A 13,621-nucleotide genomic window follows, 5' to 3' on the forward strand; every position below is an offset into this window, starting at 1 on the left:
GGCAAGCCCGCCGCGCGTCGGGCGCTTGGGGGGGGCGCTGCCCCCCGTCTCCGTTGGAGACTCCCCCCGGGCGATCTTGGCACGCCGCACTCAAATGCGATCCGCCCTTCGACTTTGTGCAAATATCCCGGGGGGTGAATTGGCGCCATGGCGCCAAGAGGGGGGCAGCGCCCCCCATCTGCCCTGACACCAGCGTGATCGGCCCGATTGCCGGGCGCGATCGCCTTGCCAAGGCGGGGGGGCGCGGCTAGGGTGCGCGCCGACACCCGGGGTGCCTCTGGCGCCCCTGCACAAGGCCCGAAGAACAAGGCCCCAAAGAGAGGACCAAGCAATGTTCATTACCCCCGCCTATGCCCAGGCTGCCGGTGCGGCCGGCGCCCCCGGTGGTTTCGCCGCTTTCGGCCAGTTTCTGCCGCTGATCCTGATCTTCGTCATCATGTATTTCCTGCTGATCCGTCCGCAGCAGAAAAAAGCGAAAGAACACAAGACCATGGTGGAAACCTTGCGGCGCGGCGACATGGTCGTCACGCAAGGCGGCATCATCGGCAAAGTGACCCATGTGCGCGAAGAGGGCGAGCTTGAAGTCGAGATCGCGGCCAACGTCAAGGTGCGCGTGCTCAAGCAGACGATCCTTCAGGTGCTGTCGAAGACCGAACCGGCTTCGAACGACAACTGAACCTGAAAAGGCGCGCCGCCATGCTGCAGATCTCGCTTTGGAAGCGTGTCGTCATCCTTGCGCTGTGTCTTGCTGCGCTGGTGCTGGCGGCGCCCAACCTGTTTTATTCCCGCGTCGAGAGCCATAATGACGCCGTCTCCGCTTTTGAAAAAAGCGGCGCGATGACCGAGGCTCAGGCCGCGGCCAAGGCGGCCTGGCCCGATTGGCTGCCCTCCGGGCTCGTCAATCTCGGGCTCGATCTGCGGGGCGGGGCGCATCTGCTCGCCGAAGTGCATCTGAGCGAGGTCTACAAGGCGCGTTTGGATGCGCTTTGGCCCGAGGCGCGCAAGGTGCTGGCGGCAGAGCGCGCCACGATCGGCTCGATCCGTCGCATTGCCGCGCCCGAGGGCGAGCTGCGCATCCAGATCGGCAAGCCCGATCAGATTGCCAAGGCGGTCGAGGTGGCCAAAACGCTCACCGCGCCGGTGGTGAGCCTCACCGGCGTCGGCCAGTCCGACTATGAGGTGACGGGGGTGGGCGACACCATCACCTTCCGCCTGTCCGAGGCCGAGAAAACCGCGACCGACGACCGCACGATGGAGCAATCGCTCGAGATTGTGCGCCGCCGCGTTGACGCCGCCGGCACGCGTGAGCCGACCATCATGCGTCAGGGGCAGGACCGGATCCTGATCGAGGTGCCGGGCATCGGCTCGGCGCAGGAGCTCAAGGATCTGATCGGCACCACCGCGAAGCTGACCTTCAATCAGGTTTATGGTCCGCCGGTCTCGACCCCCGAGGCAAACCCCGGCATGGGGCGCGCGCTTCTGCCGTCGGCTGATCGTGAGGGGATCTATTACATTCTGGACGATGTGCCGGTGGTCACGGGCGACGATCTGACCGACGCCCGCCCCGACACCGACCAGAACGGCTATCCGGCGGTTGCCTTCCGCTTCAACCCGACCGGGGCGCGGATGTTTGGCGATTACACCGCCACCCATATCGGCGAGCCCTTCGCCATCGTGCTCGACGGCAAGGTGATCTCGGCGCCGACGATTCAGGCGCATATCGCAGGCGGTTCGGGCATCATCACCGGGAATTTCACCGTCGAAGAGGCCACGAACCTTGCGCTGCTTCTGCGCGCCGGGGCGCTGCCTGCGGGCATGAGCTTCCTTGAGGAACGCACCATCGGCCCGGAACTTGGCGCTGACAGCATCGAGGCCGGCAAAAAGGCCGCAATGGTGGGCTTTGGCCTCGTTGTCGTCTGGATGATCGCCTCCTATGGGCTGTTCGGCACCTTTGCGGCCTTTGCGCTCATTCTCAACGTGGTGATGATCTTCGGCTTCATGTCCGCCGTGGGCGCCACGCTGACGATGCCGGGCATCGCCGGGATCGTGCTCACCATGGGCACCGCGGTCGATGCCAACGTGCTCGTTTATGAACGCATCCGCGAAGAATTGCGCAACACCAAAAGCCCCGCCCGCGCGATCGAGCTCGGCTATGAGAAGGCGATGTCGGCGATCATCGACGCCAACGTGACCACCTTCCTCACCGGCGTGATCCTGTTTGTGCTTGGCGCCGGCCCGGTGCGCGGCTTCGCTGTCACCCTCATTGTCGGCATTGCCACCTCGGTCTTCACCGCGATCTTCGTCACCCGCCTGCTGGTGGTGACCTGGTTCGCGTGGAAACGCCCGAAAACCATCATCGTGTGAGGAACGACCATGGCCTTCCGTCTCAAACTCGTTCCCGAACACACCGAGATCGACTTCTTCCGCTGGCAGTGGCTGACCTTCGGGCTGTCTTCGGTCGCCACGATTGCCGCGCTGGTGCTGACCCTTGTGATGGGGCTGAACTTCGGCATCGACTTCCGCGGCGGCACGACGATCCGCACGGAATCAACGCAAACGCTCGATATCGCAAGCTATCGCAAGGCGCTCAGCCCGCTGGGGCTTGGCGATGTGGCGATCACCGAGGTGTTCGATCCGACCTTCCGTGAGGACCAACACGTTGCCTCGATCCGCATCCAGGCGCAGGAGGGGCAGGACGCGATTGCCCCCGCGCAGATGAAGCAGATTGAAGACGCCCTGCAAGAGGTTGATCCGGCGGTCAAATTCATTTCCACAGAATCTGTCGGCCCGAAGGTTTCGGGCGAACTGATCTGGACTGCGGTCTGGTCGGTGCTGGCCGGTTGCGTGGCGATCGTCGCCTATGTCTGGCTGCGGTTCGAATGGCAGTATTCGGTGGGCGCGCTCGCCGCGCTGGTGCATGACGTGGGGCTGACGATCGGGCTTTTCGCGATTTTCCAGATCAAATTCGACCTGACGATCATCGCCGCGCTCCTCACGATTTTGGGCTATTCGATCAACGACACCGTCGTCGTGTTTGACCGGCTTCGCGAAAACCTGATCAAATACAAGACGATGCCGCTGAAGGACGTGATGAACCTCTCGGTCAACGAGACGCTGTCGCGCACCGTGATGACCTCGGGCACCACGCTCATTGCGCTGATCTCGCTTCTGGTTCTGGGCGGCGACGTGATCCGTGGCTTTGTGTTCGCGATGACCTGGGGCGTGGTCGTCGGCACCTATTCCTCGGTCTATGTGGCAAAGAACATCGTGCTTTTCCTCGGGCTGGACCGCAACAAGCAACCCAAGGACCCGGCGGCGAAATTCTTCACCGAAGGCGCGCAAGATGCAAATCCGTGAGGCCGCTTTCGGCGGGGCGCTGCCGGTGGATGGCTACGGGCCCGGGTTTTTCCGCGTCGCCGGGGCGGTGCATGAAGGGGGCCTGCTGATCCGCGCCGAAGAGGCGCGCGTTTGGGGCGGGCTTGAGGACCGCGCGGGCCTTCTGGCGCTTTCCGGCAAGGTCGATGTGCTCTTTGTTGGCATGGGGGCGGAAATCGCGCTCCTGCCGCGCGACTTTGTGGCAGAGCTCGAAGCCGTAAGCGTGTTTTGCGAGGCAATGGCCACGCCCGCAGCCGCGCGCAGCTACAATGTGCTTCTCTCCGAGGGCCGCCGGGTTGCGGCGGCGCTTTTGCCGATGCCGGGCGAGGTTCCGCACGGATGACGCTGCTTTCGGTCGAAACCCTCACCGTCAGCCGCGGCGGCCTTGCCGTGCTGGAGGGGCTGGGGTTTTCGCTGAAAGCGGGCAGGGCGCTCGTGCTGCGGGGGCCGAACGGCATTGGCAAGACCACGCTTTTGCGCACTTTGGCGGGGCTGCAACCGCCGCTCGCGGGCAAAATTTCGATGCCGCCCGAGGCGATGGCCTATGGCGCCCATGCAGATGGGCTGAAGGCGACGCTCTCGGTGCGCGAAAACCTCGCCTTCTGGGCGGCGATCTACGAGACCGACACGGTCGAGGCCGCGCTCGATCAGATGAACCTGCGCGCGCTCGAACACCGCGCCGCGATGAGCCTTTCGGCCGGGCAAAAGCGCCGTCTTGGCCTTGCGCGGCTGCTTGTCACCGGGCGCCCGGTCTGGGTGCTTGACGAACCCACCGTGTCGCTTGATGCCGCCTCGGTCGCGCTCTTCGCCGCGGCGGTGCGCGCGCATCTGGCCTCCGGTGGGGCGGCGCTCATGGCCACCCATATCGACCTTGGCCTTGAGGAGGCCGAAATTCTCGATCTCGCCCCTTTCAAGGCGCGGCCCCCCGAAGAGGGCGGGCACCGAGGCGCGTTCGACCACGATTTCGATGGAGCCTTCCTGTGATTGCGCTTCTGATGCGAGATCTGCGGCTCGCCATTCGCGCCGGGGGCGGCTTTGGCCTCGGGCTCGCCTTTTTTCTTATTGTTGTGACGCTCGTGCCCTTCGGCGTTGGTCCGCAAGGCGATATTCTTGCGCGCATCGCCTCGGGCATCCTCTGGCTTGGCGCGCTCTTGGCCTGCCTGCTCTCGCTCGACCGCATTTTTGCGCTTGATTACGAGGATGGCTCGCTCGATCTGCTCGCCACCGCGCCGATCCCGCTGGAGGCCGTGGTCACAGTGAAGGCGCTCGCGCATTGGATCACCACCGGCCTGCCCTTGGTGCTGGCCGCGCCGCTTTTTGCCGTGCTGTTGCACCTGCCGGGGCCGGCCTATCTCTGGCTTGAGGTCTCGTTGCTTCTTGGCACGCCGGCGCTTTCCGTGCTTGGCACCTTTGGCGCCGCGCTCACGGTGGGGCTCAAACGCGGCGGGCTGCTGCTCTCGCTTCTGGTGTTGCCGCTCTATGTGCCGACCTTGATCTTTGGTGCCGAACTTGTGCGCCGCGGCGCCGAGGGCATGGCGATCGAAGTGCCGCTGACCATGCTTGCGGGCATCACCGCCGCCACCATCGCCCTTGTCCCCTTTGCCTCGGCTGCGGCGATCCGGGTCAATTTGCGGTGAGAATCGTTCCAAGTTGATGCGTGTCAAACCGGCCCGATGCTAATCGTGTCAAGTCGGGCGGAGATGCGAGAGGGAGGAGACCGACAGATGTCGATCTGGGAATATGCCAACCCGGTCAAGTTCATGCAGACTTCGGGGTGGCTTTTGCCCTGGGTGGCGGGGGCGACCGTGCTCACCCTCGTGCCGGGGCTTGTCTGGGGGTTCTTTTTCACCCCCGTCGCGGCGGAATTCGGCGCCACCGTAAAGGTGATCTATGTGCATGTGCCCGCCGCCACGCTCGCGATCAACATCTGGGTGATGATGCTTGTCACCTCGCTGATCTGGCTCATTCGCCGCCACCATGTGAGCGCGCTGGCCGCCAAGGCCGCCGCGCCCATCGGCATGGTGATGACGCTGATCGCGCTTGTCACCGGCGCGCTCTGGGGCCAGCCGATGTGGGGCACCTGGTGGGAATGGGACCCGCGGCTGACCTCCTTTTTGATCCTTTTTCTCTTTTATCTCGGCTACATGGCGCTTTGGGAGGCGATTGAGAACCCCGATACCGCAGCGGATCTGACGGGGGTTCTTTGCCTTGTTGGCTCGGTGTTCGCGGTGCTGTCGCGCTATGCGGCGATCTTCTGGAACCAGGGGTTGCACCAAGGCTCGACCTTGAGCCTCGACAGTGAGGAGCATATTTCGGATGTCTATTGGCAACCGCTCGTGCTCTCCATCGTCGGGTTCGGGCTTTTGTTCGTGACCCTGCTTTTGCTGCGCACCCGCACGGAAATTCGGTCTCGCCGTCTCAAGGCCCTCGAACAGCGGGAGCGCATGGCATGATCCCTGATCTTGGCAAATATACTGTCACAATCCTTGGCTCCTGGGGCGTGACGCTGGCGCTGCTCGCGGCGCTTGGCGTGGCCACTCTGATCCGCGGAGCACGCGTGAAACGGGCGCTGGAAGCGCAAGAAAAACGGATGAAGAAGAATGGCTAAGCCTTTGATGTTTGTGCCGCTTGTGGTGATTGTCGGCTTTGTCGGCGCGGCCTTCGTCGCAATGGAAACAAAAGACCCCAACGATATGCCGACCGCCTTTGCGGGCAAGGAGGCGCCCGGTGTGCAAATGCTCGCGCTTGGCAATCATCCGGGCTTTTCCGATGCCGATTTGCGCGATGGCACGATCAAGCTTGTCAACTTCTGGGCTTCGTGGTGCGCGCCCTGCCGGGTTGAGCATCCGAACCTGCTTGCGCTGAAGCAAGACGGCGTCGATATCCTTGGCGTCAACTGGAAGGATACCCCCGAAAAGGCCGAAGGTTTCATCGCCGAAATGGGGAACCCGTTCACCAAGCTCGGCGCTGATCCGAAAAACCAGATGGGGCTTGATTGGGGCGTGGCGGGCGTGCCGGAGACCTTTGTGGTCGATGGCGATGGTCATATCATCACGCGCATCGCCGGGCCGCTCACCGACAAGGTGATTGCCGAACAGGTTGAGCCGCTGCTGGCGGGCGAGGGCGAGTGATCAGAGCCGCGGCGCGCGCGGCATCCGCTCCACGCGCGCCCAATCCGGCCAGAAGCCGAAATGATCGAGCCCCCAGATCAGCGCAACGAGGGCAATCACCACCGCAGCAATCTGCACCTGCCGCAGCGAGGGCGGATGGCGCACCCATTTGGCCATCCGCATCAGCCAGAGCGGGTTCATTTTGCATCACCGGTAAAACGCACCGTGCCGATGAAGGGCAGGTTGCGGTGGTTTTGCGCGTAATCGAGCCCGTAGCCCACCACGAATTCGTCGGGGATCTCGAAGCCGGTCCAGCGCGCCTTCACGTCCACTTCACGGCGGGAGGGTTTGTCGAGCATGGCGCAGCATTCGATCCGGCGCGGGGAGCGGGCGCGCAGCATCTCCATCACCTTGGAGATCGTATGGCCGGTATCGACGATGTCTTCCACCACGAGCACGTCGCGCCCGCCAATATTGCCGCGCAGGTCTTTCAGCACGCGCACTTCCCGCGTCGAGGTGGTTTCGTTGCCATAGCTTGAGGCTTCGAGAAAATCGACCTCGCAGGGCACGCCGATCTCGCGGATCAGGTCCGCGATGAACACGAAGGAGCCGCGCAGCAGGCCCACCACCACAAGCCGGTCGGTATCGTGAAATGCCTCGGTGATCTCGGCGCCAAGCGCCTCGACTCGCGCCGCGATCGCCTTGGCAGAAATCATCTGGTCGATCACATATCCGGGCTCTGCCATGCTCTCTCCTGCCTCTGGTGCGGCCATCCGGCCCTTGCAATTCCCGTGCTTTATCGCAAGAACGGGGCCGATAAAAGGGAGACTGGCCGATGCCGCAGCATTCGGAAAAACGCACCATGCCCTATACGGCGGCGCAGATGTATGCGCTCGTGGCCGATGTGGCGCGCTACCCCGAATTTCTGCCATGGAACTCCGCCGCCCGCATCCGCACCCGCAAGCCCGGCCCGGAGCCGGGGACCGAGGTGATGGAGGCGGATCTGATCATTTCCTTCAAGGTGTTTCGCGAACGCTTCGGCTCGCGCGTGGTGCTGGACCCGGCGCAGCATCGCGTTGATACGCGCTATCTCGATGGTCCGTTCAAATACATGCACAGCTGGTGGCAGTTCGAAGATCGGCCCGAGGGCGGGTGCAAGGTCGACTTTTTCGTCGATTTCGAGTTCAAGAACGCGCTCCTGCAGGGCGTGATCGGCATTGTTTTCGATCAGGCGATGCGGATGATCGTGCAGGCGTTCGAAGACCGGGCGAAGGCGCTTTACGGCTGAAGCCCGAGTGCGGCGCCCAGAAGCGCCAGCGCATGATCCCGCGCGGCCTCCCGCACATTGCCCCGGCCAAGCGCGCCGAACTCTTGCGTTTCGGTCTGGGGGGCGGCGCCCCTGAGGGCAAGGCCAAAGCACACCCGCCCCTCCGGCTTGAACTCCGATCCGCCCGGCCCGGCAATGCCGGTGATGGAAACGGCCAGATCGGCGTGGCTGTGCGCGAGCGCGCCCTGCGCCATTTCGCGCGCGACTTCTTCGGAGACGGCGCCAAATGCGGTGAGCGTGGCCTCGGCCACGCCCAGCATCTCGACCTTCGCCGCGTTGGAATAGGTGACAAAGCCGCGCTCCACCACCGCCGAAGAGCCCGGCACCTCTGTCAGCGCCACCGCCACCATGCCGCCGGTGCAGCTTTCGGCGGTGGCGATGCGCCATCCTTTTTCCCGCGCGGCGGCGAGAATTTGCGCGACGCTCATTCCTGACCCAAGAACGGCAGGGGCGGGAGCCATTCGACAATCTGCGCGCCGAGCACCGGCCAGTAATCCTGCCCCAGATGATAGGCCACAGCGGTGATCAGCGTGAAGGCCCCGGCAAAGACGCCGGCCCAGATGTCGTCCATCATGACACCCATGGCGCCGCCCTGTTTGTCGGCCCGGCCGATCACGCCCGGTTTGAAGATATCAAAGAAGCGGAACCAGATGAAGGCGGCAAGCGGGCCCGGCCAGACCATCTCGATGTTGAAATAAGCAAAGGCCGAGGCGGGGAAGGCAAGCGCCACCCACATACCGGCGACCTCGTCGATGATCACCTCTTTCGGGTCTTGATCCTCGCGGTGCTTCAGTTCCTGTTCCAGCGCCCAAAGGCCGATGATGAAGGCGAGGATCGCGGCGAGGTAGAGGTAGGAGAGGCCGCCGAATTTCACCAGCCCCCAGCCGGCGACAGCGGCGACCATCGAGCCCCAGGTGCCGGGCGCGGGGACGAGCTTGCCGACGAAGGCAAAGGTGGTGATGGCTTGCAGAACGTGGAGCGGCAATTCACGGGTCGGAAGTTCACGGGGAGGCATTTCAGACTCCTATCAGAGTGACGGTGGCAATAGCGGCAATGCCCTCTTCGCGGCCGGTGAAGCCGAGCCGTTCCGAGGTGGTGGCCTTGACCGAGACACGGTCGGCCGGGACGTTGATGATGCGCGCGAGTTCAGCCGCCATTTCAATGGCATGCGGGCCGATCTTCGGGCGTTCGCAAATCAGGGTGACATCGGCATTGCCGATCTTGAAGCCTTTGGAGGCCGCGAGTTTCGCGGCGTGCTCGAGGAAGATCCAGCTTGCCGCGCCCTTCCATTGCGGATCGGAGGGCGGAAAGTGGCGGCCAATGTCGCCTTCGGCCATGGCGCCATAGATCGCATCGGTGAGCGCATGCATGCCGACATCGGCATCCGAATGGCCAAGCAGCGCCTTGGTATGGGGCACTTTGACCCCGCACAGGATCACATGATCGCCTTCGGTAAACGCGTGCACATCATAGCCGTTGCCGAGCCGCACATCCATCTTCAAGCCTTTCCTTTCGCGCAAGATCGCCTCGGCGCGGGCAAAATCCTCCGCGTAGGTGATCTTTAGATTGTCTTCATGCCCGGGCACGATGGCGACAGCCATGCCTGCCGCGCGGGCCACTTCCACATCATCGGCGGCCCCGCCCGGATGGGCACGGTGGGCCGCGAGAATATCGGGAAAGCGGAAGCCCTGAGGCGTTTGCGCCCGGTAAAGCCCCGCGCGGTCTTGCGTGCCTGCAACAAGGCCCTCGGCACCACGCCAGAGCGCATCGGTCACAGCGAGCGCGGGCGCGGCGCCGGGATGGGTTTCAAGCGCCGCAAGCACGGCCTGCTGCACCGCTTCCGGCACCAGCGGGCGCGCGCCATCGTGAATGAGAACCCGCGTAATATCCGAGCCTTCGAGCGTTTCGAGCGCGTTTTTCACGCTTTCGGCGCGGCTCGCGCCGCCCGCCACCAGCGTGACGGAACCGCCAAAGAGCGCAAGACCCTGCGCCATGTCATCGGGGTGGAGCACAACAATCACGCGGCCAAGCGCGCGAAAGGCCTCCACCGTCTGCGCCAGCACCGGGCGCCCGGCGAGCAGGCGCCATTGCTTTGGCACACCCGCGCCCGCGCGCGTGCCCCGGCCCGCCGCCACGATGATCCCTGCAACGCTCATCCGCCCTCGCTGATCGCTCCTGCGCTTTCTCTCCAAAGGCTTAGGCCAGTCTTCGCGCGGGCGCAATGTGCACAGCGCCGCATGCAGATTGCGCAAAATTTAAGCGTGTGCCGGTTTTTGACGCCTTTGTGAGGCGGAATGCTCTCCTTGCAATTGTGATTCCCGGAGCGAGCCGCTAATTCCTTGAGCAAATGCTACAGGAACACACGTGACGATTACCCTCGACAGTTATCGCCTTGATCCGCCGGTGCTGCTTGCGCCGATGGCAGGCATCACCGATCTGCCGTTTCGCCGCATCGTGGCGCGCTTTGGCGCGGGGCTGGTGGTCTCTGAGATGGTGGCGAGCGGCGAGATGCTGACGGCCAAGCCCTCGGTGCGGGCGAAGGCGCGCAGTGAACTGGGCCTTGATTTGCCCTCTTCGGTGCAACTGGCCGGGCGCGAGGCGCGACCGATGGCAGAGGCGGCAAAAGTTGTGGCCGATATGGGCGCGAGGATCATCGACATCAACATGGGCTGCCCGGCGAAAAAGGTGACGGGTGGCGCTTCTGGCGCGGCGCTGATGCGCGATCCCGATCACGCGCTCAGGCTGATTGAGGCGGTTGTGGGCGCGGTTGATCTGCCGGTCACGCTGAAGATGCGGCTTGGCTGGGACGACGGGCAGATCAACGCGCCCGAGATCGCGCGGCGCGCCGAAGCCGCGGGGGTGCGGATGATCGTGGTGCATGGCCGCACGCGGATGCAGTTTTACGAGGGCCGGGCCGACTGGGGCGCGATTGCCGCTGTTTCTGCGGTGGTGTCCGTGCCGGTGGTGGCGAATGGCGACATTGTCGATGCGCCCTCGGCCCAGATCGCTTTGGCACAGGCCGGGGCGGCGGGCGTGATGGTGGGGCGCGGGGCGCAAGGCGCGCCGTGGCGGCTCGCGCAAATCGCGGCGGCGCTCTATGGGGCGCCCGCGCCCGTGCTGCCGCAAGGGGCGGCGCTCGTGGATCTCATTTCCGAGCATTATGAAGCGATTCTCGGCTTTTATGGCGAGCAGGTGGGGCTGCGGCTCGCGCGCAAGCACCTGCGCTGGTATGCCGAGGCGGCAGGGGCGGCGCTGATCCCCGAGATGATGCGCGCCCAGACCCCCGAGGCGGCTTTGGCGCTTATTCGCGCCGCTTTCAGTGAAAGGGCGGCGGCATGACCCTTCCGGCTCCCGGCATCATCTGGGCCTCGCTCCCGCTTCCGGCGTTGATGATCGACGGCGCCGACCGGGTGATCGAGATCAACCCGGCGGCCGAACTCTTCCTCAACCTCTCGGCGCGCGCGCTCAAGGGGCAGGTGCTCGGCGAACGGCTCGCCATTGCCGCGCCGCTGGAGGAAATTTTCGCCCGCGTGCGCAAGAACCGCTCGGCGCTTTTCGTCAATGATGTGGACCTCACCACCGGAGAACGGGCGCCGGTGCAGTGCAACCTGCAGGCCGCACCTTTGGGAGAAGACCCGCAAACGGTGCTGTTGCTGATCTCGCCGCGCGAGATCGCAGACCGGCTGGGCCGCGCAAGCCAGGTCAAATCGGCGGCGCGCTCGGCCATTGGCATGGCCGAGATGCTGGCGCATGAAATCAAGAACCCGCTTGCCGGCATTGCCGGGGCGGCGCAGCTTTTGTCCATGAGCCTCTCGGGCGATGATCTGGAGCTCACCGACCTGATCGTCGACGAGACCCGCCGCGTGGTGAAGCTGCTTGAGCAGGTCGAGCAGTTCGGCAATGTCCGCCCGCCCGAAATGAAGCCGGTGAACATCCACGATGTGCTTGACCGCGCGCGCAAATCTGCCGCCGTGGGCTTTGGCGCGCATATGCTGATTGTCGAAGATTACGATCCCTCGCTGCCGCCCACGCTCGGCGATGCCGACCAGCTCACCCAGGTGTTCCTGAACCTTCTTAAAAACGCCGCCGAGGCGGCCAAAGGCCAGGGCACGATCCGGCTGCGCAGCTTTTATGACTATGCGCTGCGCCTGCGTGGCCCCGATGGCAACGGCCAGCGCCTGCCGCTGCAGATCGAGGTGATCGATGATGGCCCTGGCATCCCGCCCGATATCGCGGGGGCGCTGTTCGAGCCCTTCGTGTCCGGGCGCGAGAATGGCACCGGGCTCGGCCTCGCCCTCGTCTCGAAAATCATCTCCGAACATAACGGCTGGATCAGCGTCGATTCTGTTCCCGGCCGCACCGTTTTTCGCATTTCCCTGCCTGTCGCCCCGAAGGAGGTCTGATCCATGGATGGTACCGTTCTCGTTGCCGATGATGATCGCACGATCCGCACCGTTCTGACCCAGGCGCTGACGCGCGCGGGCTGCAAGGTCCATGCCACGGCCTCGCTGATGACGCTGATGCGCTGGGTCGAGGAGGGCAAGGGCGACCTTGTGATCTCCGATGTGATGATGCCCGATGGCAATGGGCTGGAGGCGCTGCCGCGGATCGCGCGCGAGCGGCCCGGGCTGCCGGTGATCGTGATTTCGGCGCAAAACACGATCATGACGGCGATTCAGGCGGCCGAGGCCGATGCCTATGATTATCTGCCCAAGCCTTTCGACCTGCCCGATCTGATGAAGCGCGCGGCGCGTGCGCTGGAACTCAAGCGCCGCGCCCAGGTGGTGCCGAAGGCGGTCGAGCCGGTGCGGCCCGAAACCTCGGATCTGCCGCTCGTCGGGCGCACCGCGGCGATGCAGGCGCTTTACCGGCTCGTTGCCCGGGTGATGAACGCCGATCTGCCGGTGATGATCATGGGCGAATCGGGCACGGGGAAATCGCTGATCGCGCGGGCGATTCATGATTTTTCGGACCGGCGCACGCTGCCCTTTGTGGTGGCGCAGGCGGCAGACCTTGCCGGTGCCGATGGCCCCTCAAGCCTCGTGGCCCGCGTCAAGGGCGGCTCGCTCGTGTTCGATGAGGTGGGCGATTACGACGATGAGACGCAGGGCCGGATCGTGCGCATGCTCGATGCGCTGCCCGACCCGGCGCCGCGGATCATGGCGACAACGCAGGTGGATCTTGCCGCGCTGATGGAGGCGGGCAAGTTTCGCCAGGACCTGTTTTACCGGCTGGGCGGTGTCACGCTTGCGGTGCCTGCGCTGCGCGAGCGGGTGGAAGACATTCCGTTGCTCACCGAGCACTTTTTGACCCGCTGCGAGCGCGACGGGCTCGGCCTGCGGCGCTTCTCGAATGATGCGATGACGCTCGTGCGCGCCTATGCGTGGCCGGGCAATGTGCGCCAATTGGAAAACACCGTGCGCCGCCTTGTGGTGACCGCGACCGAGGAAGAAATCACCCGTGCCGAGGTCGAATTCGTGCTTGGCAACCAGCCCGCGATCGAGCCTTTGCGCGCGGGCGGCGAGGGCGAAAAGCTCTCCGCCTCGATTGCGCGGCATTTGCGGCGGTATTTTGACCTGCATGGCGGCAACCTGCCGCCGCCGGGCCTTTATGACCGGATTTTGGCTGAAATGGAGGCCCCGCTGATCGAAATCTCGCTTGATGCCACCGGTGGAAATCAGGCCAGATGTGCGGATTTGCTCGGTATCAACCGCAATACCTTGCGCAAAAAGATCACCGATCTGGATATTCAGGTGACACGACGCCGCAAGCTGATGTAAAAGCGCAACAGGTATTTGTGGCAAATCCG

General features: G+C 64.3%; 18 protein-coding genes. 13 read left to right on the forward strand and 5 right to left on the reverse strand.

Annotation, left to right across the window (positions count from 1 at the left end):
* Window positions 1–331 precede the first annotated feature (331 nt).
* From yajC to ACFSM0_RS15110, 9 genes are all read left to right on the forward strand, one after another.
* Window positions 332–676, forward strand: coding sequence for a preprotein translocase subunit YajC (gene yajC, locus ACFSM0_RS15070; RefSeq protein WP_377392112.1), 345 nt, complete (start codon window positions 332–334; stop codon window positions 674–676).
* Window positions 677–696: 20 nt separating this feature from the next.
* Window positions 697–2,364: a protein translocase subunit SecD gene (secD, locus tag ACFSM0_RS15075; protein WP_377392115.1), complete on the forward strand. Its 1,668-nt coding sequence runs from the start codon at window positions 697–699 to the stop codon at window positions 2,362–2,364.
* A 9-nt stretch (window positions 2,365–2,373) separates the two neighbouring features.
* A complete protein-coding gene (gene secF / locus ACFSM0_RS15080) occupies window positions 2,374–3,357 on the forward strand; it encodes a protein translocase subunit SecF (RefSeq protein ID WP_377392118.1) in 984 nt (327 codons plus the stop codon).
* Complete coding sequence (locus ACFSM0_RS15085) at window positions 3,344–3,718, forward strand: Mth938-like domain-containing protein (protein ID WP_377392121.1); 375 nt, start codon at window positions 3,344–3,346, stop codon at window positions 3,716–3,718. The genes secF and ACFSM0_RS15085 overlap by 14 nt, the downstream gene beginning before the upstream one ends.
* Complete coding sequence (gene ccmA / locus ACFSM0_RS15090) at window positions 3,715–4,359, forward strand: heme ABC exporter ATP-binding protein CcmA (protein WP_377392124.1); 645 nt, start codon at window positions 3,715–3,717, stop codon at window positions 4,357–4,359. The genes ACFSM0_RS15085 and ccmA overlap by 4 nt, the downstream gene beginning before the upstream one ends.
* A complete protein-coding gene (gene ccmB, locus ACFSM0_RS15095) occupies window positions 4,356–5,012 on the forward strand; it encodes a heme exporter protein CcmB (protein WP_377392127.1) in 657 nt (218 codons plus the stop codon). The genes ccmA and ccmB overlap by 4 nt, the downstream gene beginning before the upstream one ends.
* 87 nt (window positions 5,013–5,099) lie before the next feature.
* Window positions 5,100–5,828, forward strand: coding sequence for a heme ABC transporter permease (locus tag ACFSM0_RS15100; protein ID WP_377392130.1), 729 nt, complete (start codon window positions 5,100–5,102; stop codon window positions 5,826–5,828).
* Window positions 5,825–5,983 (forward strand): heme exporter protein CcmD, encoded by a 159-nt coding sequence (gene ccmD / locus ACFSM0_RS15105; RefSeq protein WP_377392133.1) that lies wholly within the window; start codon window positions 5,825–5,827, stop codon window positions 5,981–5,983. Before ACFSM0_RS15100 ends, ccmD begins: the two co-directional genes overlap by 4 nt.
* Window positions 5,976–6,506 carry a DsbE family thiol:disulfide interchange protein gene (locus ACFSM0_RS15110; RefSeq protein WP_377392136.1) on the forward strand — a complete coding sequence of 177 codons (531 nt, stop codon included), beginning with the start codon at window positions 5,976–5,978 and terminating at the stop codon, window positions 6,504–6,506. The genes ccmD and ACFSM0_RS15110 overlap by 8 nt, the downstream gene beginning before the upstream one ends.
* On the opposite strand, the gene ACFSM0_RS15115 is transcribed toward ACFSM0_RS15110, so the two are convergent.
* The gene (locus tag ACFSM0_RS15115) at window positions 6,507–6,686 is read right to left on the reverse strand and encodes a hypothetical protein (RefSeq protein WP_377392139.1); all 180 of its coding nucleotides are present in this window, start codon (window positions 6,684–6,686) and stop codon (window positions 6,507–6,509) included. It lies immediately after the preceding gene.
* Window positions 6,683–7,231 (reverse strand): hypoxanthine phosphoribosyltransferase, encoded by a 549-nt coding sequence (gene hpt / locus ACFSM0_RS15120; protein ID WP_377392142.1) that lies wholly within the window; start codon window positions 7,229–7,231, stop codon window positions 6,683–6,685. Before hpt ends, ACFSM0_RS15115 begins: the two co-directional genes overlap by 4 nt.
* 89 nt (window positions 7,232–7,320) lie before the next feature.
* Here hpt and ACFSM0_RS15125 point away from each other — a divergent pair, with 89 nt between their 5' ends.
* Window positions 7,321–7,773, forward strand: coding sequence for a type II toxin-antitoxin system RatA family toxin (locus ACFSM0_RS15125; RefSeq protein WP_377392145.1), 453 nt, complete (start codon window positions 7,321–7,323; stop codon window positions 7,771–7,773).
* Here ACFSM0_RS15125 and ACFSM0_RS15130 read toward each other — a convergent pair.
* From ACFSM0_RS15130 to ACFSM0_RS15140, 3 genes are read right to left on the reverse strand one after another with little or no spacing between them, the layout of a single operon-like run.
* On the reverse strand, window positions 7,764–8,240 hold the full coding sequence (locus ACFSM0_RS15130) for a CinA family protein (protein WP_377392148.1): 477 nt from the start codon (window positions 8,238–8,240) through the stop codon (window positions 7,764–7,766). The genes ACFSM0_RS15125 and ACFSM0_RS15130 overlap by 10 nt on opposite strands.
* Window positions 8,237–8,827, reverse strand: a complete 591-nt coding sequence (locus ACFSM0_RS15135) for a phosphatidylglycerophosphatase A family protein (RefSeq protein ID WP_377392151.1) — start codon at window positions 8,825–8,827, stop codon at window positions 8,237–8,239. The genes ACFSM0_RS15130 and ACFSM0_RS15135 overlap by 4 nt, the downstream gene beginning before the upstream one ends.
* Window position 8,828: 1 nt before the next feature.
* Entirely contained in the window at window positions 8,829–9,968 is a 1,140-nt protein-coding gene (locus ACFSM0_RS15140) for a bifunctional 2-C-methyl-D-erythritol 4-phosphate cytidylyltransferase/2-C-methyl-D-erythritol 2,4-cyclodiphosphate synthase (RefSeq protein ID WP_377392154.1), read from the reverse strand.
* Window positions 9,969–10,176: 208 nt separating this feature from the next.
* Between ACFSM0_RS15140 and dusB the strand changes: the two genes are divergently transcribed.
* The 3 genes from dusB to ACFSM0_RS15155 are packed head-to-tail and all read left to right on the forward strand — an operon-like array spanning window position 10,177 to window position 13,592.
* Window positions 10,177–11,151 (forward strand): tRNA dihydrouridine synthase DusB, encoded by a 975-nt coding sequence (gene dusB, locus ACFSM0_RS15145; protein ID WP_377392158.1) that lies wholly within the window; start codon window positions 10,177–10,179, stop codon window positions 11,149–11,151.
* Window positions 11,148–12,215 carry a two-component system sensor histidine kinase NtrB gene (locus tag ACFSM0_RS15150; RefSeq protein WP_377392161.1) on the forward strand — a complete coding sequence of 356 codons (1,068 nt, stop codon included), beginning with the start codon at window positions 11,148–11,150 and terminating at the stop codon, window positions 12,213–12,215. Before dusB ends, ACFSM0_RS15150 begins: the two co-directional genes overlap by 4 nt.
* A 3-nt stretch (window positions 12,216–12,218) precedes the next feature.
* Window positions 12,219–13,592, forward strand: a complete 1,374-nt coding sequence (locus tag ACFSM0_RS15155) for a response regulator (protein ID WP_377392164.1) — start codon at window positions 12,219–12,221, stop codon at window positions 13,590–13,592.
* Window positions 13,593–13,621 lie beyond the last annotated feature (29 nt).

It is taken from the genome of Rhodobacter lacus (genome assembly GCF_042683065.1).
Taxonomy (GTDB): Bacteria; Pseudomonadota; Alphaproteobacteria; order Rhodobacterales; family Rhodobacteraceae; genus Rhodobacter; species Rhodobacter lacus.